Annotated in this window: 20 protein-coding genes; 4 read left to right on the forward strand and 16 right to left on the reverse strand. The window is 67.6% G+C overall.

Annotated elements, in window-relative coordinates; all coding sequences use genetic code 11:
- Nucleotides 1–11 precede the first annotated feature (11 nt).
- The 12 genes from A5702_RS10810 to A5702_RS10865 form a co-directional block, all read right to left on the reverse strand.
- Nucleotides 12–503: a mammalian cell entry protein gene (locus A5702_RS10810; protein ID WP_067821955.1), complete on the reverse strand. Its 492-nt coding sequence runs from the start codon at nt 501–503 to the stop codon at nt 12–14.
- Nucleotides 503–1,192, reverse strand: a complete 690-nt coding sequence (locus tag A5702_RS10815) for a mammalian cell entry protein (protein WP_156669566.1) — start codon at nt 1,190–1,192, stop codon at nt 503–505. The genes A5702_RS10810 and A5702_RS10815 overlap by 1 nt, the downstream gene beginning before the upstream one ends.
- On the reverse strand, nt 1,192–2,916 hold the full coding sequence (locus A5702_RS10820) for a virulence factor Mce family protein (protein WP_055403292.1): 1,725 nt from the start codon (nt 2,914–2,916) through the stop codon (nt 1,192–1,194). The genes A5702_RS10815 and A5702_RS10820 overlap by 1 nt, the downstream gene beginning before the upstream one ends.
- A gap of 13 nt (nt 2,917–2,929) precedes the next feature.
- Complete coding sequence (locus A5702_RS10825; protein ID WP_068220556.1) at nt 2,930–4,087, reverse strand: MCE family protein; 1,158 nt, start codon at nt 4,085–4,087, stop codon at nt 2,930–2,932.
- Entirely contained in the window at nt 4,088–5,527 is a 1,440-nt protein-coding gene (locus A5702_RS10830) for a virulence factor Mce family protein (protein ID WP_055403294.1), read from the reverse strand.
- Nucleotides 5,524–6,588, reverse strand: coding sequence for a virulence factor Mce family protein (locus A5702_RS10835; RefSeq protein ID WP_067821957.1), 1,065 nt, complete (start codon nt 6,586–6,588; stop codon nt 5,524–5,526). Before A5702_RS10835 ends, A5702_RS10830 begins: the two co-directional genes overlap by 4 nt.
- A complete protein-coding gene (locus A5702_RS10840; RefSeq protein WP_068220559.1) occupies nt 6,578–7,630 on the reverse strand; it encodes a virulence factor Mce family protein in 1,053 nt (350 codons plus the stop codon). Before A5702_RS10840 ends, A5702_RS10835 begins: the two co-directional genes overlap by 11 nt.
- Nucleotides 7,630–8,832: an MCE family protein gene (locus tag A5702_RS10845; RefSeq protein ID WP_055403189.1), complete on the reverse strand. Its 1,203-nt coding sequence runs from the start codon at nt 8,830–8,832 to the stop codon at nt 7,630–7,632. The genes A5702_RS10840 and A5702_RS10845 overlap by 1 nt, the downstream gene beginning before the upstream one ends.
- 18 nt (nt 8,833–8,850) lie before the next feature.
- Nucleotides 8,851–9,693: an ABC transporter permease gene (locus A5702_RS10850; protein WP_055403190.1), complete on the reverse strand. Its 843-nt coding sequence runs from the start codon at nt 9,691–9,693 to the stop codon at nt 8,851–8,853.
- A gap of 7 nt (nt 9,694–9,700) precedes the next feature.
- Complete coding sequence (locus tag A5702_RS10855; protein WP_055403191.1) at nt 9,701–10,465, reverse strand: ABC transporter permease; 765 nt, start codon at nt 10,463–10,465, stop codon at nt 9,701–9,703.
- 237 nt (nt 10,466–10,702) lie between these two features.
- Nucleotides 10,703–11,617 (reverse strand): 3-oxoacyl-ACP reductase, encoded by a 915-nt coding sequence (locus tag A5702_RS10860; protein ID WP_068220562.1) that lies wholly within the window; start codon nt 11,615–11,617, stop codon nt 10,703–10,705.
- A gap of 44 nt (nt 11,618–11,661) precedes the next feature.
- Complete coding sequence (locus A5702_RS10865; RefSeq protein WP_055403193.1) at nt 11,662–11,853, reverse strand: ferredoxin; 192 nt, start codon at nt 11,851–11,853, stop codon at nt 11,662–11,664.
- A gap of 201 nt (nt 11,854–12,054) precedes the next feature.
- On the opposite strand from A5702_RS10865, the gene A5702_RS10870 reads away from it, so the two are divergent.
- From A5702_RS10870 to A5702_RS10885, 4 genes are read left to right on the forward strand one after another with little or no spacing between them, the layout of a single operon-like run.
- Nucleotides 12,055–13,236, forward strand: a complete 1,182-nt coding sequence (locus A5702_RS10870) for an acyl-CoA dehydrogenase (RefSeq protein WP_055403194.1) — start codon at nt 12,055–12,057, stop codon at nt 13,234–13,236.
- A 28-nt stretch (nt 13,237–13,264) separates the two neighbouring features.
- The gene (locus A5702_RS10875) at nt 13,265–14,362 is read left to right on the forward strand and encodes an acyl-CoA dehydrogenase family protein (protein ID WP_068220564.1); all 1,098 of its coding nucleotides are present in this window, start codon (nt 13,265–13,267) and stop codon (nt 14,360–14,362) included.
- 4 nt (nt 14,363–14,366) lie between these two features.
- Nucleotides 14,367–15,875 carry a long-chain-fatty-acid--CoA ligase FadD17 gene (fadD17, locus tag A5702_RS10880; RefSeq protein ID WP_068220619.1) on the forward strand — a complete coding sequence of 503 codons (1,509 nt, stop codon included), beginning with the start codon at nt 14,367–14,369 and terminating at the stop codon, nt 15,873–15,875.
- A gap of 4 nt (nt 15,876–15,879) precedes the next feature.
- The gene (locus A5702_RS10885; RefSeq protein WP_068220567.1) at nt 15,880–16,593 is read left to right on the forward strand and encodes a serine hydrolase; all 714 of its coding nucleotides are present in this window, start codon (nt 15,880–15,882) and stop codon (nt 16,591–16,593) included.
- On the opposite strand, the gene A5702_RS10890 is transcribed toward A5702_RS10885, so the two are convergent.
- The 4 genes from A5702_RS10890 to A5702_RS10905 are packed head-to-tail and all read right to left on the reverse strand — an operon-like array spanning nt 16,579 to nt 21,390.
- A complete protein-coding gene (locus A5702_RS10890) occupies nt 16,579–18,129 on the reverse strand; it encodes an acetolactate synthase large subunit (protein WP_068220570.1) in 1,551 nt (516 codons plus the stop codon). The two genes, A5702_RS10885 and A5702_RS10890, sit on opposite strands and share 15 nt — an antisense overlap.
- Complete coding sequence (locus tag A5702_RS10895; protein WP_068220573.1) at nt 18,126–18,950, reverse strand: amidohydrolase family protein; 825 nt, start codon at nt 18,948–18,950, stop codon at nt 18,126–18,128. Before A5702_RS10895 ends, A5702_RS10890 begins: the two co-directional genes overlap by 4 nt.
- Nucleotides 18,951–18,973: 23 nt before the next feature.
- The gene (locus A5702_RS10900) at nt 18,974–19,741 is read right to left on the reverse strand and encodes a fructosamine kinase family protein (RefSeq protein ID WP_068220577.1); all 768 of its coding nucleotides are present in this window, start codon (nt 19,739–19,741) and stop codon (nt 18,974–18,976) included.
- Nucleotides 19,738–21,390, reverse strand: coding sequence for an acyl-CoA synthetase (locus A5702_RS10905; protein WP_068220621.1), 1,653 nt, complete (start codon nt 21,388–21,390; stop codon nt 19,738–19,740). The genes A5702_RS10900 and A5702_RS10905 overlap by 4 nt, the downstream gene beginning before the upstream one ends.
- Between the last annotated feature and the right edge of the window lie 57 nt (nt 21,391–21,447).

Genomic DNA, 21,447 nt, shown 5'->3' on the forward strand with positions numbered 1-21,447 from the left:
ACCCGCTTCGGCTAGATCGGTGTGATGTAGTTGATCAGCCACTGCTTGCCGATCTTCTTGAAGTCCACCCGCAACCGGCTGCCGTCGTAGAGCGGCTGGCGCGTTTTGTCCGTCACCGTGCGGTTCATGTAGACCATCAGTGATGCCGAATCACGTTTGGCGGTCATCACACCCACGCCCACCACGCTGGCCTGGACCACCACCTCACGCTTCTTGGCCTCCGGAATGATCTGCGCGTTGGCGCTTTTCCGGAATTCCTGGCGATAGTCGGGGGTCAACAATGGATACGCGTCGCTGAGGCTGCGTTCCACCGTCTGGTAGTCGTAGGCGAAGACCTCGGGAATCTCCTTGGTGGCCAAGCCCGGTAGCACCGCTCGCGCCGCCTGTTCGCCGCGCGTCTGCACCCGGCCCCAGTAGAACCAGCCGGCCGCCGCGGACAACCCGACGAACACCGCAATCAGGAGGTAGCCCGCGACGACGAGCAGCCAGCGCCGCCAGCGCATCAATTACCCCCGTTGGGATACTTCAGGTCGTAACCCGTCATCCGGCCCTGCTCGTCCTCGTGCACGATCACCCGCAGGCGATACGGCATGGACGGCTTGTTCACCCCGTCGATGTCGGCGACCGTGACGCGAACCGAAACGAGCACGGACGCGTTGTCGGTGACGGTGTCGATGCCCTCCAGGGCGGCGCCGTTGATGACGGCCTCCGACGTCGCGTTGGTGGAGCGGAAGATGCCCTTGAGGTTCTCGATGTTGTTGTTGGCGCCCAGCATTCCGCGCAGCGGCCCGCTGGTGCCGTTGTAGAAGCGGTTCACGCTCTCGTCGATGTTGTCCTGTTTGTAGCTGAACATGTTGACCACCGTCTGGGTGGCGGTGTCGACGAACCGTTGCTCGCGCGCCTGTTGCGCAGTGGCATGCCGTTGCTGGACGACGAGCACGGCCACGCAAGCGGCCAGGGCGCCGATCGCCAACAGCGCCGCCGCGAACGAGATCGCCGCCACCAGCGTTCGGTGCGAGCGCCGCCGCGGTGGCGGCTTGACCGACTTGAGGGTCTTGACGGGCTTGGCCGCCGTCGTCGGCGCGGCCTCCACCTGCACGGTGGGGGCCTGACTCGAGTCGCCTTTGGCGGGGCCCGCCGCGCGCGAGGCGCGACGACGAGCGCGCACACCGGCCGTTGGCTCGTCTGCCACTACATCGGCCTCGGATCAAGCATCAGGTCCACCCAATTCTCGGCGCTGGACGCGCCGCTAGCACCGGCCGCGAAAATACCAGTGCCCCCGGCTGGGTCCTTGAACGCGCCGGTCCGCTCGTCATAGGTGGCGTACGCCGGCCCGCTGGCCTGCGGCTGCGACGCCCCCGGCGGCGGTCCCCACGGCTTCTCCGGTCCCGGGCCCGCCGGCGGTGGGTTGATCCCCTCCGGCGGCGCCGGGGGCGGCAGCCACTTCGGGTACGGAAGCTGGGGCGGCACCGGAGGCACGCCCGGCGGCATCCACGCCGGGTTGCCGGGCGGCGGCGGCCTGTCGTTCGGCGGCGGCGGGTCGTACGCCGGCTGGTGCGGCGCCGGTCCCGGCCCGGGGACGACACCTGGGGGCGGCGGCCCGACGATCGGAATACCCGGATCGGGATCGGCACCCGGGGGGATGTACGGGAACTTGTTGGGCGGCAGGGTGTTCAGCCCGTTGGTGACCGGGGTGTCGTAGGGCACCGGCGGGCCTCGCCACGGGTTACGGCCAACGGGCACATAGCCTTTCGGGTCGCGGCAAAGCTGAACCGTCGGCGCCCGTTTGCCCGGGAACTCCTGACACGGATAGTTGCGGGCGCCGCGCACCGTGCTCGGATCGTTCTGGGCCACCTTGCAGTACATGTCCCTCGGCAGTTCGCGCACGGTCTCGTCGGCCGGGGTGCGCATCAGCGGCGGAGGGAGGAAGCCGACGGCGCACGGCGGCGGGTCGTTGAGGTCGAGCTTGAAGTCGAGCTTGGCGCCCTCGTCCTGGGGCGTGCCGCCGGCCGCGGTGGTGATCGCGGCGAACAGCGCCGGCAGCACCACCAGCAGCTGCTCGATCGATTTGTGGTAGATCACGCCGACCCGGCCCAGGTTGGCCAGGCTGGCCGCCAGCGCCGGGAAGGACGGCCGGATGCCGGAGAACGCGGTGCTGGCCTCGTCGGTCGCCCCCGGGGCGGTGGCCAGCGTCGAGCGCAGCTGCGGGTCGGCCTGGCGCACCTCCGAGGTGAACCGCGCCAACCCGTCCGACAGCGTCTTGATGTCCGCGCCGGCCCGGATCTGCGCCTCCAGGAACGGCCCGGCCTGGTCGATCAACTGGGAGGCTTGCGGATAATTCGCGTTGGCCTCGTCCACCAGCAATCGGGCGGACTCGAACAGCCGCGCCAACTCGGGGCCCGACCCATTGGTCGCCATGAACGTCTCGTGCAACAGCTCGCGCAGCCGGGTGTCGCCCAGGCTGTTGGTCAGCGCCTCCGCCCGCTTCAACAGGTCGGCGACGTCCTGGCCGATCCTGGTGTTCTGCCGGTCGATACGAGACCCGTTGCGCAGCTTGGTCGTTGCCGGTGTGCTCGGCGGCACCAGGTCGATGTACTGCTCACCTACGGCCGACACGCTCTTGACCGTGGCGGTGACGTTCGACGGGATGGGTGTCCCGCTGTTCAGCCGCATCGCGGCGGTGACGCCGGTGGGGTTGAGGTCCACCGACTCCACGCGACCGACGGCGACGCCGCGATAGGTGACGTTGGCGTTCTTGTACAGTCCGCCGCCCGCGACGAAATCCGCGCTGACGCCGTAGGTGCCGATGCCGAACGTGGCGGGCAGCCGCAGATAGAAGATTGCCATGATCGTCAGGGTGATCGCGGTGATCACCGCGAAGATCCAGAGTTGGATCCTGGTCAGTTTGTCATGCATCCGCTTCCGCCCCCTACTGTCCTGAAGCCGTGCCGGGCGGAATCTTGAACGGATCGGCCGCCTGTCCGGACAGGTTGGCCATCTCGCCGACCAAAAAGTCCGGCGGGTTGAGGACCTCGCTCATGTGCATCATGTTCGGATCGAGTGCGTACGACGTGGTGAAGAACGTCTCGCCGATGCGGCGCAGGGTCAGGTCGAAGGTGGTGAACACGTTCAGGTAGTCGCCGCGAACCGCGTTCTTGATGCCGAAGTTGGGGAACGGGAACGTCAGCAGCAGCTGCAGCGAGGTGACGAAGTTCTTCCGGTTGTCGTTGAGCGCCTTGGCCGCCGCGTACAGATCCTTGAGGTCGGCGGCAAAGTCGACCTTGGTCTTGGCCAGGATGTGCGAGGTGACATTCGCCAGCTTGTGCAGCGCGCTGAACGCCTCGACGATGTGGTCGCGGTTCTTGTTGAGCACCCGGATCGCGTCGGGCAGCGTGTCCAGCGCCCGGCCGAGGTTGTCCTTGTCGCGCGCCAGGCTCGCCGAGAATCGGTTGAGCCCGTCGACCGCGTCGATGATGTCGTTGACCTGCCGGTTGAGTCCCGCGGTCAGTTCCGCCAGCCGCGGGACCAGGTCGACGAACTGGTCCTGGTGGCCCGCGAAAGCCTGGTAGGTCTCGTCGGTGATCTCTTCCAGCGCACCCACATTGCCCTTGTTCACCACGACGCCGAGGGCCGACAGCACTTCCTCGGTGGTGGGATAGCGGCCGGTGTGGGATTCGGAGATCTTCGACCCGTCGGTCAGTCGGCCGACCGCCGGCTTGTCCTTCGGGCGGACCAGGTCGATGTGCATCGAACCCAACAGCGACGTCTGCGCGACCGTCGCCGTCGAATTGGTCGGCAGCACGACGTTCTTGTCCAACGCCAATTTCACTGCGGCATAGAAGGACCCGTCGGCACGCTGCATCGCCTGAATGCCGGCGACGCTGCCGACGGTGACGTCGTCGACCATGACCGGCGAGTTCTGCGGCAGCGTCGCCACGTCGGGCAGGTCGACCGTGATGGAGAAGGCGCCGGCGCCATGACCGGCGGTGCCCGGCATCGACAGCGAATTCAACCCGCTGAATTGGCACCCGGCCAGCAACGCGCTGCCCGCCGCTAAAGCGCCGCCCCGCAACCACATTCGGTTCATTTAGCCGCCCCCCTGGTCCGCAGCCGGCGGCGTCGCCTGGCCCGGCGGTGGGCCCGGTAGGGGTCCGAAGGCGCTCCCCGGCGTCGGCCCGGGCGCGGGACCGGCGTTGCCCAGGGCCGGCCCGGGGGCCGGGGCGGCACCCGTCTGCGGGGCCGTCGGAACCAGCAAGGCCTGCAGGTCCGCCGGGTTCTGGGCGGCGGGCGGCGCCTTGCCACCGTTGGCGGGGATCCAGGTCAGCTCGGGGACCGGGGTCGCCGACTTCGCCTGGGTTTCCGGGGTGTCGTAGACGATCTGACCCTTGTAGGCCGTGATCGTGTTGAGCGGGTGGAACATGATCGGCGGGTAGTTCACGGTGAGCCGGCGCAGCACCGGACCCAGCCGCTCACGGCACAATTCGGCGCGCCGGAAGTAGTCGGGCGCGCGCGGCCCGGCCGCCGTTTCGAAGGAACCACCGCAGATGAACTGCACCGGGTTGGAGAATTCCGGGATGGACAACAGGCCGTTGAGCGTGCCCTGCGCGGGGTCATAGATGTTGTAGAAGTTCGCGATGCCGGGGCCCGCCACGTGCAGCACCTGCTCGATGTTGTCGCTCTGGTCGCTCAGGGTCTTCGCAAAGTCGTTGAGGTTGTTGACCGTTTCGATGATGGTCGAGTTGTTCTCGTGCAAGAACCCGCGGATGTCGGACAGCGCCTGGTTGAGCGTGCCCAGGGTCGTGTCGAGGTGCCGGGAGCTGTCGGCGAGCACCTGGGAGACCGAGGCGACGTTTCCGGCGAACTGCACGATCTGTTCGTTGCTGGCGGACAGTGCGTTCACCAAAACCTGAAGGTTCTTGACCGTGCCGAAGATGTCGCTGCGCGAATCCCCCAGCCGCCCAGCGGCTTGCGAGAGCTCACGCAATGCGTTGTGGAAAGATTCGCCGTTGCCGTTGAGGGTGTCCGCGGCCTGGTTGATCGCGCGACCCAGGGGCCCCTGCATCGATCCCGTGGTGGGGCCGAGCTGTACGGCCAGTTTGGTCAGCGACTCCTTGACCTCGTCCCACTCCACCGGGACCCCGGTGTGGCCCAGGCCGATGCTGCCGCCGTCGGGCAGCACCGCCCCGCCGGTGTACGCCGGTGTCAGCTGAATGAACCGGGCGGCCACCAGGTTCGGCGACATGATGATCGCCTTGGCGTCCTTCGGGATCTTGACGTCCTTGTTCACCGCCATGGTGATCTTGACGTCGGAGGGACGCGGTTCGATCGTGCTGATGGTGCCGACCGGCACTCCGAGCACGCGGACCTGGTCACCGGGATACAGGCCGACGGCCGACGTGAAGTAACCCACGATGGGGCGCGAATTGCCGGTCGAGGACAGCACATACACGCCACCCACCAACACCGCGATGAGCGCGATGGCGGTGGTGTAGCGCAGCCCCCGGCTGCCGGCGATCCGCTTCATCATGGCGACTTCGGCCTAATGATCCAGCGCTCTTGGATGAGGCCGCGCAGATAATCGGCGAGGCTGGCCGGCATCTTGCCCGGCTGGTAGAAGAAGTCGAACATCGTCGCGATCAGCGGCGCCGGCAACACACCGTAGACGTTGACGTTGAAGCCCGGTCCGGACCCGACGACCTCGCCCAGCTCGGTGGCGTAGGTGGGCAGCCGTTTGAGGGCCTCCGCGATGTAGTCGCGGCGCTCGTTGAGATTGCTCAGCACGTCGTTGAGCTTGTTCAGTGCCGGACCGAACTCCTTGCGGTTGTCGTTGACGAACCCGGAGATCTGCGCGGAGAGACCTTGGATCCCCCCGATCAGTCGCCCGAGGGCCGCACGCCGCTCGTCGAGCGCGGCGAACAACGCGTTGCCGTCGTCGACGAGCTTGTTGACCTGGTCGGCGCGTTGCGCAAGCACACCGGTCACCGACTTCGCATGCGCCAGCAGGCTTTGCAGCGCCTCGTCACGGTGGTTGAGGGTGCGCGACAGCGTCGTCACGCCGTCGAGCGCACCGCGCAGTTCGGGGGTGGCGTCGTGCAGCGTGTCGGTCAACACGTTGAGGGCCTGCTCGAACTGCGGCTTGTTCAGGTTGTCGGCGTTCTGGCCCAGATCCTCGAGCGCGCCGGCGAGCGTGTACGGCGTGGTGGTTCGGCTGAGCGGGATCGTGGTCCCCCTGCCGCTGCCCGCCGGGGTCACCGAGATCGAGCGCTCACCGAGGATGGTGTCGGTGCGGATCGCGGCAAGCGACTGATCACCCACGGCGACATGGCGATCCACGCTGAAGCTGATCTTGGCGCTGTCGCCGGCCAGCCCGACCGACGTCACCTTTCCGACCTTCAGACCCGAGACGTACACCGCGTTTCCGGGATTGATGCCACCGGCGTCCGAGAAGTAGGCGTCGTAAACCTTGCCCTGCGGCCAGAACGGCAGCCCCGCGTAACCGAATGCGATGAGCACGACGCACACCACCAGCACCACCCCGAAGATGCCGGTGCGCAGCGGATCGCGCTCGCGCTTTGCGTCACTTGGCAAAAGCGCACCTCCCCTTGCTGGGATCCACCTGGCCGCCGAGCGGCAGCAGGATGTCGCTGCCGGCCGGGCCGTTGATCTTGATCGTCACGGAGCAGAAGTAAATGTTGAAGAACGACCCGTACGCACCGAGTGCGGCCAGCCGAAGGTAGTCCTCACCGAGCTGTTCGATGTCGTTGTTGACCTCCGCCTTGCGGTTGTCCAGCTCGGTGGCCAGCGGCCTGGTGTTTTCTAAGATGCCCTGCAGCGGCCGGCGCGAATTCTGCAGCAGCTCGGTCAAATCCGTCGTCGTCGAGGCCAGCGGCGGGATGGCGCCCGCGATGTCGTCCTTGTTCTTGGCCAGCCCGCTGATCAATTGCTGCAACTGGTCGACGCTGGCCGAAAACTGGGCGCTGCGCTGATCGACGGTCTTGAGCACGGTGTTGAGGTTGTTGATCACGTCACCGATGAGCTGGTCGCGCTGGCCCAGCGCCGACGAGAACGCGCTGGTGTCGGCCAACACGTTGGACAACGCGCCGCCTTGGCCCTGCAGCAGCTCGATGACGGCGCTGCTGATCGTGTTGACCTTGTCCGCATCCAGACCCTTGAGCACCGGCCGCAGGCCACCCAGCAGCGCGTCGAGATCCAGTGCGGGCTGGGTGTGTTGGGAGTTGATGGTCGCGCCCGGCGGCAGCTTGCGCAGCTCCCCCGGCCCCGAGGTGATCTCCAAATATCGGTCGCCGACCAGGTTTTCGTAGCGGATCACCGCCCGCGTCGACGAATACAGCGTGTAGCGCCTGTCGATCCCGAACGCCACATCGATGGTGTTGTCCGGGTTGAGCTTGACGCCGGATACCGCACCGACCGGGACGCCGGCGATGCGGACCTTCTGACCCGACTTCAGCCGCGACACGTCGGTAAACGTTGCGTGGTACGTGCTTTCGGGACCGAACCGGAAGTCGCCGAAGACCACCACCAGCGCCGCGGACACCAGCAGCATGGCGGCCGCGAAGATGCTGACCTTGATCATCATCGAGCGGTGCGAGGGCATGGTTCCGGCCGCCATCAGAAGTCGTCCCGTTCCGCGAAGGCGCCGTGGAACAAGAACTGCAGTGTCGACGGCGCGTCAAACTGCAACTCCGTGAACGGCTCGTACGGGATGTTGGCGTTGTCGGTGACCAGGAACGGGGCGCGGTAGAAGGATCCACCGGTCTGCTTGGTCGGGATATCCGGCAGCCCGCGGCAGTTGGGACCACCCGAGGCGTTGACGATGGGCAGCGACTCCGGGTAGGTGTACGACGGCGCGCCGAGCACGAAGCTCGACGACGTGAACAGGCCCGCCTTGCGGACACCGATCAGCGGGGCGAATTCCTTGATACCGCGCTCGATGCCGGCGAACAGGCAGCCGAATTCCGGCGAATAGTCGGCGGCCACCTTCAGCGGTGCCCGCAACCGGTTGATGGCGTCGATGAAGTTCTGTTCGGCCGGGGCCAACGTCTCGTAGGCGTTGTTGGATAGACCGATCGTCGCCAGCAAGGTGTCGTTGAGGTTGTTCTGCTGGTCGACGACGGTCTTGTTGATCGTCGGCAGGTTGTCGAAGACCGTGTTGAGGTCCGGGGCGGCGTCGGCATAGTTGTTGGCGACGATCGCCGTCTTGCGGAAGTCCTCCTGCAGCGCGGGCAGCTTCGGATTCGTCTGGCGCGTCAGGGTATCCAGGCCCGTCAGGATGCCGCCGAAGTCGTCACCGTGACCGCGCAGGCCTTCGGACAGCGCGCTCAGTGTTCCGTTGAGTTCGACCGGGTCGATCTTGTGCAACAGGTCGATCAGCGACTGGAAGAGCGTGTTCACCTCCAGCTGCACCGAGGAGGCGGCGACGTGGGCGTCCGGGCGCAGTGACGTCGGCGAAGGGTTTTGCGGCGGAATGAATTCCACCGCCTTGGCGCCGAAGATGGTGTTTCCCGCGATGTGCACCGTGGCGTTCGAGGGGATGAAATGCATGTCGTTGCTGTTGATGCCCAGCGTCAGCCGGGCCTGGTCATCGGCGTAGTCGATGGTCTCGACCTTGCCGATCTGGATGCCCCGGTACTTGACCTTGGCGCCCTTCTCCATCACCAGCCCGGCGCGCGGAGCCGAGACGGTGACCTTGTCGATCGAGGCGAAAGCCGCCGTGTAGGAAAGGTAAGTGATGACGGCGAACGCCAGTATCAGGCCGGCCAGCACCGCGGCTGCCAGCCGGACGTGGGTGCGTCGCGTGTCGGTTTCTGCCATGTCCTTTAAGCGGTCCTGTTATCCGGAGAGGTTGAAGTTACCGGACGCGCCGTACACGGCGAGTGAGATGAACAATGTGATGACGACGACGACGATCAGCGAGGTGCGCACGGCCTGGCCGACCGCGATGCCGACGCCGACCGGGCCACCGCTTGCGTTGTAGCCGTAGTAGGTATGGACGAGCATCACCGCGATGGACATCACGATCGCCTGCAGGAACGACCACAGCAGGTCCGACGGGATGAGGAAGGTATTGAAGTAGTGGTCGTAGAGACCTTTTGACTGCCCGTTGATGTACACGGTGGTGAAGCGGGCGGCGAAGAACGCGGCGAGCACCGACAGCGAGTACAGCGGAATGATCGCGATCAGTCCGGCGATCAGGCGGGTGGACACCAGGTAGGACACCGATTCCACCGCCATGCATTCGACGGCGTCGATCTCTTCGGACACCCGCATGGCGCCCAGCTGGGCGGTGGCACCGGCACCGATGGTGGCGGCCAACGCGATTCCGGCGATCACCGGCGCGACGACGCGGACGTTGAGGAACGCCGACAGGAACCCGGTCAGCGCCTCGATGCCGATGTTGCCCAGCGACGAGTAGCCCTGCACCGCGATGACCCCGCCTGAGGCCAGGGTCAGGAAGGCGGCGACGCCCACGGTGCCGCCGATCATGACCAGCGCCCCAGCGCCCATGGTCATTTCGGCGATCAGCCGGACCGTCTCCTTGCGGTACTTGGTGATCGCGTGGGGGACGTGGCGCACGGTGTGGCCATAGAACAAGGCCTGCTCACCGAAGTCATCGACGGGCCCCTGCAACCGGGAGGCGAGGTTGCGCAGCCGGTAGGTGACGTCGTAGCTCATCGTGTACTCACTTCGCCGAGATCCGTACGCCGATGGCCGTCATCACCACGTTGATGACGAATAGACAGATGAACGCGTAGACGACGGTTTCGTTGACCGCGTTGCCGACGCCCTTGGGTCCGCCCTTGACGGTCAGGCCGCGGTAACAGCCGACCAGCCCGGCCATCACGCCGAACAGCAGCGCCTTGACTTCGGCAAGAACCAGCTCGCGCAGCCCGGTGAGGACGGTCAGCCCGTTGATGAACGCACCCGGGTTTACGCCCTGCAGGAAGACGGAGAACACGTAGCCACCGGACAAGCCGATGGCGCACACCAAACCGTTGAGCAAGAGCGCGACGACCGTGGAGGCCAATACCCGCGGGACCACCAGGCGCTGAATCGGGTCGATGCCGAGCACGCGCATCGCGTCGATCTCTTCGCGGATGGTCCGCGCACCGAGGTCGGCACAGATCGCGGTGGCACCGGCGCCCGCCACGACGAGCACGGTCACCACCGGACCCAACTGGGTGATGGTGCCGAATGCCGTTCCCGCCCCGGACAAGTCGGCGGCGCCGATCTCGCGCAGCAGGATGTTGAGGGTGAACGCCACCAGCACGGTGAAGGGGATGGACACCAGCAGGGTCGGAACCAGCGACACGCGCGCGATCATCCAGGTCTGTTCCAGGAACTCGCCCAGTTGGAAGGGTCGGCGGAAAGTTTCACGACCGGTGGCGATCATCATTTCGAAAAACCCGCCGACGGCGCGGGCGGGAACCGCAAGTTGTTCCTTCAACTCGGCTACCCCCCTCAGCTGCTCGCGGCGAAGTCTGTGCGTCGCCTTAGCGGTGTCTTCCGTCGCATGCGGCTCGGTGTGAGCCGGATCATATTAACCCAGAACAAGTTAATGGTGTCAACGAACAGTATTTCTTTGTCTAAAACGTTAATTTCCCAGGTCAGACACCATCGCAATGTCTCAAACTGACACAGGTTCTACCTGCCGATTCCCCCCCCGTAAAGTAACCTCACACGGTTATTGCTCCATTAGCCCGACCGCGGAAAAGTTCCGTTCCGGATCGCGCCCAGCAAAGTACTGTTGCAGCGTCTCGCTCAGTTGCGCGGGCTCCCACGCGGCCCCCTCGGCGCTGAACCTGTGCTCCGCGGTCGGCGCCGCCACCAACGTCACTTGCGGGCCGTACACGATGAACACCTGGCCGTTGACTTCCGCGGCCGCCGGCGATGACAAGAACTTCACCAGGCTGACCACGTGCTCGGGCGACAGCGGGTCGACCCCGCCCGCCTCCACTTCCGGTGCGGCACCGAAGACGTCGGCGGTCATGGCGGTGCGGGCGCGCGGACAGATCGCGTTGGCGCACACCCCGTAGCGGCCCAGCGCCCGCGCGGCCGTCAGGGTGAGCGAGATGATGCCGGCCTTGGCCGCACCGTAGTTGGCCTGCCCCACCGGGCCCACCAGCCCCGCCTCGGACGCGGTGTTGACCAGGCGGCCGAAGACGGTTCCACCCGCCTCCTTGGCCTTCGAGCGCCAGTAGGTCGCCGCGTTGCGGGTCAGTAGGAAGTGGCCACGCAGGTGCACCGCAATGACGAGGTCCCACTCCTCGTCGGACATGTTGAACAGCATCCGGTCGCGGGTGATGCCGGCGTTGTTGACGACGACGTCCAGCCCGCCCAGGCCGTCGGCGGTGGCGACCAATTCGTCGGCGGTCGCGCGCTCGCTGATGTCGCCGGTGACCGCGACGGCCTTGGAACCCGCCGAGTTGATCTCATCGATGACGTCGGAGGCGTCCAGCGCGGCGGCGATGTCGTTGACGACGACGGTGGCGCCGGCTCGAGCCAGGCCAAGTGCTTCGGCCCGCCCCAGCCCCGCGGCGGCACCGGACACCACCGCGACCTTTCCGGAGAGATCGGTCGCGTTCGTGCTGCTAGTCAATTTATGAATACCTCTAGTTTCGTCAAGACGCTCTAGCGCTCGGGTCAGTCTTCGCGCAACAGCGCGGCTCGCGGGCATTCGGCGATCGCCTGCTCGGCCAGCTGCTCCTGGTCGGCGGGGATCGGATCGAGCTTGACGACGGCGTAATCCTCGTCGTCCAGGTCGAAGATATCCGGCGCGATTCCCAAGCACACAGCATTGCCTTCGCACCGGTCGTGGTCGACGATCACCCGCACAGCACCCTCCTTGCAGCTGGCCCTCACTTGAGCACGAGCCCCATCAGTATGTAGGACCACCATAGGGCCCGGATACCGCTGGGGAAACGGTCGCTGGAATCTCAGACTAGAACGTGTTACAACCGGGAAGACGAATGGGTAGTCGTCGGCCGAGTAACGTCGGCTAATCGAGGCGAGTCAGGTTAGCAAAGGACGGCTGGAATGCGCATCAGTTACACCCCTGAACAGGAGGAGCTGCGTCGCGAGCTGCGGTCGTACTTCACCAAACTCATGACGCCCGAGCGTCGCGAGGCACTGACCTCCTCGGGCGACGGCGAGGTCGGCACCGGCACCGCGTATCGCGACACCGTCGCCCAGATGGGCAAGGACGGCTGGCTCACCCTGAACTGGCCCAAGGAGTACGGCGGCCAGGACCGCTCGCCGATGGACTCGCTGATCTTCACCGACGAGGCGGCGATCGCCGGCGTCCCGGTGCCATTCCTGACGATCAACAGCGTGGCGCCGACCATCATGGCGTTCGGCACCGAGGAGCAGAAGAAGTTCTTCCTCCCCAAGATCGCCGCCGGCGAGCTGCACTTCTCCATCGGCTACTCCGAACCCGGCGCCGGGACCGACCTGGCGAACCTGCGCACCACCGCCGTCCGTGACGGCGACGAGTACGTCATCAACGGCCAGAAGATGTGGACCAGCCTGATCGCCTACGCCGACTGGGTCTGGCTGGCCGTGCGCACCAACCCCGACGCCAAGAAGCACCGCGGCATTTCGATGCTGACCGTGCCGACGACCGCCGAGGGTTTCTCGTGGACGCCCGTGCACACCATGGCCGGCGTGGACACCAGCGCCACCTATTACTCCGACGTGCGGGTCCCGGTGACCAACTTGATCGGCGAGGAGAACGGCGGCTGGAAGCTGGTCACGAACCAGCTCAACCACGAACGCGTCGCCCTGGTATCGCCGCAACCGATCTTCTTGGCCCTGCGCGAGGTTCGCGAGTGGGCGCAGAACACCAAGGACGACGGCGGCGCCCGGCTGATCGACTCGGAGTGGGTGCAGCTCAACCTCGCGCGCGTGCACGCCAAGGCCGAGGTGCTCAAGCTGATCAACTGGGAGCTGGCGTCGTCGAACAGCGAGTCGCTGTCGCCGGCCGATGCTTCGGCGGCCAAGGTGTACGGCACCGAGCTGGCGACCGAGGCGTACCGGCTGCTGATGGAGGTGCTCGGCACGGCGGCGACGCTGCGCCAGGATTCGCCGGGCGCCCTGCTGCGCGGCCGGGTCGAGCGGATGCACCGGGCGTGCCTGATCCTGACCTTCGGCGGCGGCACCAACGAAGTGCAGCGCGACATCATCGGCATGGTCGCCCTCGGCCTGCCCCGCAACCGCTGAGCCTCCTCGTCGGAAAGGACGAACATCGATGGACTTCTCGACAACCGAAGCGGCGAACGATCTCGGCGGCCTGGTGGACACGATCGTCAGTTCTGTGTGCACACCGGAGCACCAGCGCGAGCTCGACAAGCTCAACCAACGGTTCGACCGCGAGCTGTGGGGCAAGCTCGTCGACGCCGGCATCCTGACCAGCGCCTCGGCCACCTCGGTGGGCGGCGACGGTTTCGGTGTGCTCGAGCAGGTCGCCATCTTGGTGGCGTTGGGCCACCAGCTGGCGGCCGTGCCCTACCTCGAGTCGGTGATGCTCGGCGCCGGCGCGCTGGCCCGCTTCGGCACCGAGGAGCTGCAACAGCAGTGGGCCGCCCCGGCGGTCAGCGGCGAGAAGATCCTCGCCGTCGCGCTGCTGGGCGAGATGGGTGAGGGTCCGGTGCAGGCCGCCCGCGCCGGTGAGGGCTACCGTCTCACCGGCACCCGCACCCAGGTCGGCTTCGGGCCGGCCGCCGATGCCTTCCTGGTTCCGGCCCAGACCGACTCCGGCACCGCCGTTTTCGTCGTCGCCGCCGACGACCCCGGCGTTTCGGTGACCCCGCTGGAGACCACCGGCCTGGGCAGCGTCGGACACCTGACCCTGGACGGGACCCAGGTCGATGGCACCCGCATGGTCGGCGGCGCCGAGGTGGTCGTCTGGCTCGACACGCTGTCGGCCTTGGGCCGCAGCGCGTTCCAGCTGGGGGTGCTCGAACGCGGCCTCCAGCTCACCGCCGAATACGCCCGCGAGAGAGAGCAATTCGATCGCCCGATCGGCAGCTTCCAGGCGGTGTCCCAGCGCCTCGCCGACGGCTACATCGACGTCAAGGGCTTGCGGCTCACGCTCACCCAGGCGGCCTGGCGCGTCTCCGAAGATGTGCCCGCCGACATCGACGTGGCCAGCGCGGCGTTCTGGGCCGCCGACGCCGGGCACCGGGTGGCGCACACCATCGTGCACGTGCACGGCGGTGTCGGCGTCGACACCGATCACCCGGTGCACCGCTACTTCCTGGCCGCCAAGGAGACCGAATTCGCGCTGGGCGGGGCCACCGGTCAGCTGCGCCGGATCGGCCGTGAGCTGGCGGAAACCCCTGCCTGACTTCGTGCTTCCGCCCGACCCGACGGTCACCAAACTGCTGGTGCCGCTGGCCGAGATCGACGACCGGGGCGTCTACTTCGAAGACTCGTACACCAACTGGCGGGATCACCTGCGCAACGCCGCCGCGATCGCGTCGGCGTTGCGCGACCGCCTGGACCCGGCGAAGCCACCCCACATCGGTGTGCTGTTGGAGAACACGCCGTTCTTCTCGGCGATGCTGGCCGCGGCCGGCATGTCCGGCATCGTGCCGGTGGGACTGAACCCGGTGCGCCGCGGCGAAGCGCTGGCCCGAGACATAGCCCACGCCGACTGTCAAGTGGTGCTGGCCGATTCGGGTTCGGCCGCCGCGTTGGGCGACATCGACCACGTAAACGTCGACTCGACGGAGTGGGCCGACGAAGTGGCCGCGCACGGCGGCGCCGAGCCGCGTTTCCAATCCGCAACGGCGGACGACCTTTTCATGCTGATCTTCACCTCGGGCACCAGCGGCGAGCCGAAGGCGGTGAAGTGCAGCCATGGCAAGGTCGCGATCGCGGGCGTGACCATGACCCAGCGATTCGACCTCGGCCGCGACGACGTCTGCTATGTGTCGATGCCGCTGTTCCACTCCAACGCGGTGCTGGTCGGCTGGGCGGTGGCGGCGGCGTGCCAGGGCTCACTGGCGTTGCGGCGCAAGTTCTCCGCCTCCAATTTCCTGGCCGACGTCCGCCGCTTCGGTGCCACCTACGCCAACTATGTCGGCAAGCCCCTGTCCTATGTGCTGGCCACCCCGGAGCGGCCCGACGACGCAAACAACCCGCTGCGGGCGGTGTACGGCAACGAGGGCGTGCCCGGCGACATCGAGCGCTTCGGTCGCCGGTTCGGCTGCGTGGTCCAGGACGGGTTCGGTTCCACCGAGGGCGGGGTGGCGATCGCGCGCACCCCGGACACCCCGGACGGCGCACTGGGTCCGCTCCCGCAGGGCGTCGACATCGTCGACCCCGACACCGGTGAATCCTGCCCGCCGGGCGTGGTCGGCGAGCTGGTGAACACCGCGGGCCCCGGCCGCTTCGAGGGTTACTACAACGACGAGGCAGCCGAGGCCGAGCGGATGGCGGGCGGGGTCTACCACACCGGCGACCTGGCCTACCGCGACGACGCCGGCTACGCGTACTTCGCGGGGCGCCTGGGTGATTGGATGCGCGTCGACGGGGAAAACCTGGGCGCCGCGCCGATCGAGCGAGTGCTGCTACGCTACCCCGACGTGACGGAGGTGGCCGTGTACGCGGTGCCGGATCCGGTGGTGGGTGACCAAGTGATGGCGGCGGTCGTGATGGCCCCGGGGACCGAGTTCGATGCCGAGAAGTTTCGCGCCTTCCTGGCCGAGCAGCCCGACCTGGGGCCCAAGCAGTGGCCGTCGTACGTGCGGGTCAGCGCCGAACTTCCGCGCACGGTGACGTTCAAGGTGCTCAAGCGCCGGCTGGCGGCCCAGGGCGTCGACTGCGGGGATCCGGTGTGGCAGGTTCGCCGGTAGCGACATGACTTCCCGGCCCTTGGAGACCGCGCTCGAAGCGAGCTTTGATCAGCTGTGCGCCGCGGTGCCGGCGGAGGTCGGGGTCGCGATCGCCCGGCCCGACCGCACTTATTCGCTGGGCCGGTGGTGGTCCGGTGTCGCATGGTCGACGATCAAGGTGCCGTTGGTGATTGCGGCGCTGCGCAGCGATTGGTTGCGGGCCAAGGACCTGGCCGTAGCGGCCATCACCGAATCCGACAACCGCGCATCGGAGCAACTGTGGTCGCACTTGGGTGATCCGCAGGAGGCCGCACGGCGGGTGCAGGGTGTGATCGCCGAGGGCGGTGACACCGCCACCGTGGTCGAATCCCGCCGGCTCCGGCGCGGGTACACGGCGTTCGGCCAGACGCAGTGGACCCTGCAGCGGCAGGCCCGGTTCGCGGCCGAACTGCCCTCCATCCCCGATTCGGCCGACGTGATCGACTTGATGCAGCGCCTCACCAGCGGCCACCGCTGGGGCCTGGCCGCGAAAGGCTTTGCGGCCAAGGGCGGTTGGGGGCCCGGCACGCAGGGCGACTACCTGGTGCGCCAGTTCGGCATCGTGCCCACGCCCTCGGGGCAATGGGGCGTGGCCCTGGCGGCCAGGGTCCACGACGGCGTGATGGAGACGGGCGTCGACGTCCTCAACTCCATGTCGGAGTGGGTCCTCGGCCGGCTTCCGGGGCTAGCCCGTTATTGACGGCACTACCGCGTCGATCAGGTGCGGCCCCGGTTCGTTCAACGCCCGCCGCAGCGCGTCGGCGAGTTCCTCGCCGGTGGTGACGCGGCGCGCCGGGACCCCCATCCCCTCGCTGATCTTGACGAAATTCATTGTGGGGCGCGACAAGTCGAGCAGGTCGAGGGCCTTCGGCCCGGGCGCCGATCCGGCCCCGACCCGGGCCAACTCGATGCGCAGGATGTCGTAGGCGCTGTTGTCGTAGATGACGGTCGTCACGTTCAGTTGTTCGCGCGCCTGAGTCCACAACCCCGAAATCGTGTACATCGCCGACCCGTCGGATTCCAGGCACAGCACCGGCCGATCGGGGGCGGCGACCGCGGCGCCGACCGCGGTCGGGATGCCGTAACCGATCGCCCCGCCGGTCAGCGTCAGCCAGTCATGGGCCGGCGCCCCCGCCGTGGCCTGGACCAGCAGCACACCGGAGGTGTTCGACTCGTCGACGACGATCGCCCCTTCCGGCAGCAGCCCCCCGATGACGTCGGCCGCCGACGCCGACGTCAGGGGACCACTCGGCAGTTGGGGGCGCGCCGCAACCGCCACGGGCGCAACGGTTCCGGGCGCCACCTCGTCGGCCACCGCGGCCAGCGCCTCGGCGGCGCCGCTGTGCCCGGCGAGCAGATGCACCTCGCAGCCGGCCGGGACGAGGTCGCTGGGCATGCCCGGGTAGGCGAAGAAGGACACCGGCGACTTGGCGCCCGCCAGCACCAGATGCTTGGCGCCGTCCAGCTGGGCCGTCGCGGCCTCGGCGAAATAGGCGAGCCGCTCGACGGCGGGGACGCCGGCGCCGCGCTCGAGCCGGGTCGGGAACGTCTCACACAACACGCGGGCCCCGGTCGCCTCCGCGATGCGGGTGGCCGCGGCGAGTCCGGGACCGCGGGTGGCGTCGCCGCCGACCATGATCACCGTGGGTTCCCCGGAGCGCAGCACCTCGATCACCTCGAACGCCAGCCGCGGCTCGGCCCCCGCCGGCTCCGTGGGCACCGTCCCGGCGGGTTGCGCCCCGTCCGACCACGACACATCGGCGGGCAGGATCAGGGTCGAGATCTGCGAGCCCGCGCGGCTGGCGGCGATCGCCTCCGCGGTGTCGGACGCGACGTCCGCCGTCTGCTCGGTGCGGCGCACCCACCCCGAGACCGTACCGGCGAGTGCGTCGATGTCGGATTCCAGTGGGGCGTCGTACTTTTTGTGGTACGTGGCGTGATCGCCGACGACCACCACCATCGGCACCTGGGCCCGCCGGGCGTTGTGCAGGTTCGCCAGGCCGTTGCCCAGGCCGGGGCCCAGGTGCAGCAGCACCGCCGCGGGCCGGCCGGCGATGCGGGCGTAGCCGTCGGCCGCGCCGGTGGCCACGCCCTCGAACAGGGCCAGCACCCCACGCATTCGCGGGACGGTATCCAGGGCGGCGACGAAGTGCATCTCCGAGGTGCCCGGGTTCGCGAAGCACACGTCGACACCGCCGTCGACCAGCGTGTTGATCAAAGCCTGGGCACCGTTCACGTGTTTGCCTCCAGTTTGAAAACGCGCTCGGCGTTGCCGTGCAAGAAGTCTCGGCGGCCCTCGTCGGACAGGCCGAGTTCGTCGAGTCCCGCCAGGGCGTGCGTGTGGCTCATCATCGGGTAGTTGGTCCCGAACAGCACTTTGCGTTGTCCCGTACCGGTTTTCATGAACCGGACCAGCTCTGGCGGCAGCCGGCGCAGCGTGTAGGCGGACGTGTCGATGTAGACGTTTTCGTGCTTGCGCGCGACGGCGACCATCTCCTCGGTCCACGGATAGCCGACGTGCCCGCCGACGATCACCAGCTCGGGAAAATCGAGGGCGACCTGATCGATGTAGGGAATCGGGCGGCCGGTCTCCGACGGCCGCAGCGGCCCGGTGTGGCCCACCTGGGTGCAAAACGGCACGCCTTGCTCCACGCATTCGGCGAACAACGGATAGTAGCGGCGGTCGGTGGGCGGGGCGTTCCACAACCACGGCACCACCCGAAGGCCGAGGAATCCTTCTGCCACGCGGCGCCGCAGCTCGCGAACCGCTTCCATCGGCCGATCCAGGTCGACGGTGGCCAGCCCGCCAAACCGGTTCGGGTGCAGGCGGATCCACTCGGCAACCTCGTCATTGGAGATCAGATCCTGCCCACCCGGGCCGCGCCACGCGCTGAGCAGGCCGAACCGGACGCCCGCCGCGTCCATCGCCTCGATGCTCGCCCCGATCGGGACGTCGGCGTCCGGTATCCAGTCCCCGGTCCAGCGCCGCAGGGATGCCAGCATGTCGCTGCGCAGGAACCGCGCAGTGGGGTGCTGCATCCACACATCGACCGTCATCGAGGTCCAACAGTAGACGGACGTTACGCGGCCAGTGCCGCGCGGGCGGCAGCCTGCGTCTGACGCGCGTACCCGCCGCCGAACAGCACGACGTGCGCCAGCAACGGAAAGAGTTGATGCAGCCCGACCCGGTCGCGCCAACCCGGTTTCAGCGGCCGCACCCGCTGGTAGCCGTCGAGGACCGCGTCGTGGTGCGGGCAGCCGAACAGGGCAAGCATCGCCAGGTCGGTCTCGCGGTGGCCGGCGTGCGCGGCCGGGTCGATCAGCACCACCCCGTCGGGCGTCCACATCACGTTGCCGCTCCACAAGTCACCATGCAGCCGGGCGGGCGAATCGTCGTCGTCGAAGTCACCCGCGCGGCAACGCGCCACGACGGAGTCGATCGCGTCGCGAGTCGACGCGTCCAGCCGCGGCGCCGCCAGCTCCGCCATCGGGGTCAGCCGCTCCTCGGCGTAAAAGTCCGCCCAGCGCGGGTGCCGCCGCAACGACATCGGCAGCGGCTGGGACAGCGGGCCGAAGAACCCGGGCCCATCCCAGCCGTCGGGGCCGGCCCCGAAGGCCGGCGCGCCGGCGTCGTGCGTCACCGCGAGCCGGCCACCGAACGCCCGCGCCGCCTCCGCGGTCGGTGGCACGGAATCAAGCCGGCCCAGGATCAGGCTCGTCGCGTCGACGGAGAGCACCCGCGCGCACGGCACTCCGCCGTCGACGCCGGAGAGCCAGCGCAGGCCCGCGGCCTCCCACGCGAAGTACCCGGCCGGGGCGTTCGGGTGGTGCTTGACGAATTCGGTCAAGCGCTCACGTGAGCGGCGTGCACGTCGTCGGCGGGGCGCGCCTCGGTCTGCTCTTTGGCCCAGCGGTAGTCCGGTTTGCCGGCCGGGGAGCGCTTCACCTCGTCGACCAGCCAAAGGCTGCGCGGCACTTTGTATCCGGCGATCTCGGAGCGCACGAAGCGGTCCAGTTCGGCCAGCGAGGGCTTGGACCCCGGCCGCGCCTGCACGACGGCGGCGACGTGCTGCCCGTATCGGGGATCGGGCACGCCGACCACCAGCGCGTCGAAGACGTCGGGATGGCCCTTGAGCGCCGCCTCGACCTCCTCGGGGTAGATCTTCTCGCCGCCGCTGTTGATCGACACCGAGCCGCGGCCCAGCATCGTGACGGTGCCGTCGTCCTCGACCAGCGCCCAGTCGCCGGGGATCGCATACCGGACGCCGTTGATGGTCTTGAACGTCTCGGCGGTCTTCTTCTCGTCCTTGTAATAGCCGACCGGGATGTTGCCCTTCTTGGCGATGAAGCCGCGCACCCCGGAGCCGGGCTTGACCTCGTTGCCCTCCTCGTCGAGCACCACGGTGCGGTGGTCGATGGTCACCCGGGGGCCGCCGGCGTGCGGCGCGTCCTTGGCGACGATGCTGGTGCCGCCGAAGCCGGTCTCCGAGGAGCCGATGGAGTCGGTGATCACCCGGTTCGGCAGCAGTTCGAGCAGCTTCTCCTTGATGCTCGGCGAGAACAGCGCGGCGGTGCTGGCGAGCAGGAACAGCGAGGACAGGTCGTACTCGTTCCCCTCGTCCTGATGGGCCAGCAGCGCATCGAGCAGCGGCCGCGCCATCGCGTCACCGGTGAAGAACAGCAGGTTCACCTTGTGCTCGTGGATGGTGCGCCACACCTCGTCGGCGTTGAACTCCGGTGCGAGCACGGTGGTTTGGCCCGAGAAGATCGACATCCAGGTGGCCGACTGGGTGGCGCCGTGGATCATCGGCGGGATCGGGTAGCGGACCATCGGCGGGTTGGCGGCGGCGGCCTTGGCCAGGTCGTACTCGTCCTTGACGAATTCGCCTGTGGCGAAGTCGGTTCCACCGAAGAGCACCCGGTAGATGTCCTCGTGGCGCCACATCACGCCCTTCGGGAAGCCCGTCGTGCCACCCGTATACAGCAGGTAGATGTCGTCGGCGCTGCGCTCGCCGAAGTCGCGCTCGGGTGAGCCCTGCGCGATCGCGGAGTAGAACTCGACGCCGCCGTAGCGCTGGAAGTCGGCGTCGCTGCCGTCCTCGATGACCAGGATCGTCTTGACGTTCGGGGTGTCCGGCAGCACGTTGGCCACCCGGTCGGAGTACTGGCGCTCGTGGACCAGGGCGACCATGTCGGAGTTGTCGAACAGGTAGCGCAACTCGCCCTCGACGTAGCGGTAGTTGACGTTCACCAGGATGGCGCCCGCCTTGACGATGCCGAGCATCGCGATGACGATCTCGATGCGGTTGCGGCAGTACAGCCCCACCTTGTCGTCCTTCTTCACCCCCTGATCGATCAGGTAGTGGGCGAGGCGGTTGGCCTTCTCCTCCAGCTGGGCGTAGGTGAGCTTCTCGTCACCGCAGATCAGGGCGACACGGTCCGGCACGGCGTCGATGGCGTGCTCTGCGAGATCGGCAATATTCAGGGCCACGGCCACCAAATTAGAACGTGTTACATTTCCTGACAAGTTCGTGCTCAATGTCGAGGGAGAGGC

Source organism: Mycobacterium sp. E3339, assembly GCF_001666915.1.
Classification (GTDB): domain Bacteria; phylum Actinomycetota; class Actinomycetes; order Mycobacteriales; family Mycobacteriaceae; genus Mycobacterium.

Excerpts from the sequence above, each read along its gene's own strand:
- A5702_RS10810 (WP_067821955.1), bottom strand. The coding sequence starts at position 503 with ATGCGCTGGCGGCGCTGGCTGCTCGTCGTCGCGGGCTACCTCCTGATT.
- A5702_RS10885 (WP_068220567.1), top strand. The coding sequence starts at position 15,880 with ATGACTTCCCGGCCCTTGGAGACCGCGCTCGAAGCGAGCTTTGATCAG.
- A5702_RS10825 (WP_068220556.1), bottom strand. The coding sequence starts at position 4,087 with ATGAACCGAATGTGGTTGCGGGGCGGCGCTTTAGCGGCGGGCAGCGCG.
- A5702_RS10840 (WP_068220559.1), bottom strand. The coding sequence starts at position 7,630 with ATGGCGGCCGGAACCATGCCCTCGCACCGCTCGATGATGATCAAGGTC.
- A5702_RS10820 (WP_055403292.1), bottom strand. The coding sequence starts at position 2,916 with ATGCATGACAAACTGACCAGGATCCAACTCTGGATCTTCGCGGTGATC.
- A5702_RS10850 (WP_055403190.1), bottom strand. The coding sequence starts at position 9,693 with ATGAGCTACGACGTCACCTACCGGCTGCGCAACCTCGCCTCCCGGTTG.
- A5702_RS10895 (WP_068220573.1), bottom strand. The coding sequence starts at position 18,950 with ATGACGGTCGATGTGTGGATGCAGCACCCCACTGCGCGGTTCCTGCGC.
- A5702_RS10870 (WP_055403194.1), top strand. The coding sequence starts at position 12,055 with ATGCGCATCAGTTACACCCCTGAACAGGAGGAGCTGCGTCGCGAGCTG.
- A5702_RS10875 (WP_068220564.1), top strand. The coding sequence starts at position 13,265 with ATGGACTTCTCGACAACCGAAGCGGCGAACGATCTCGGCGGCCTGGTG.
- A5702_RS10845 (WP_055403189.1), bottom strand. The coding sequence starts at position 8,832 with ATGGCAGAAACCGACACGCGACGCACCCACGTCCGGCTGGCAGCCGCG.
- A5702_RS10830 (WP_055403294.1), bottom strand. The coding sequence starts at position 5,527 with ATGATGAAGCGGATCGCCGGCAGCCGGGGGCTGCGCTACACCACCGCC.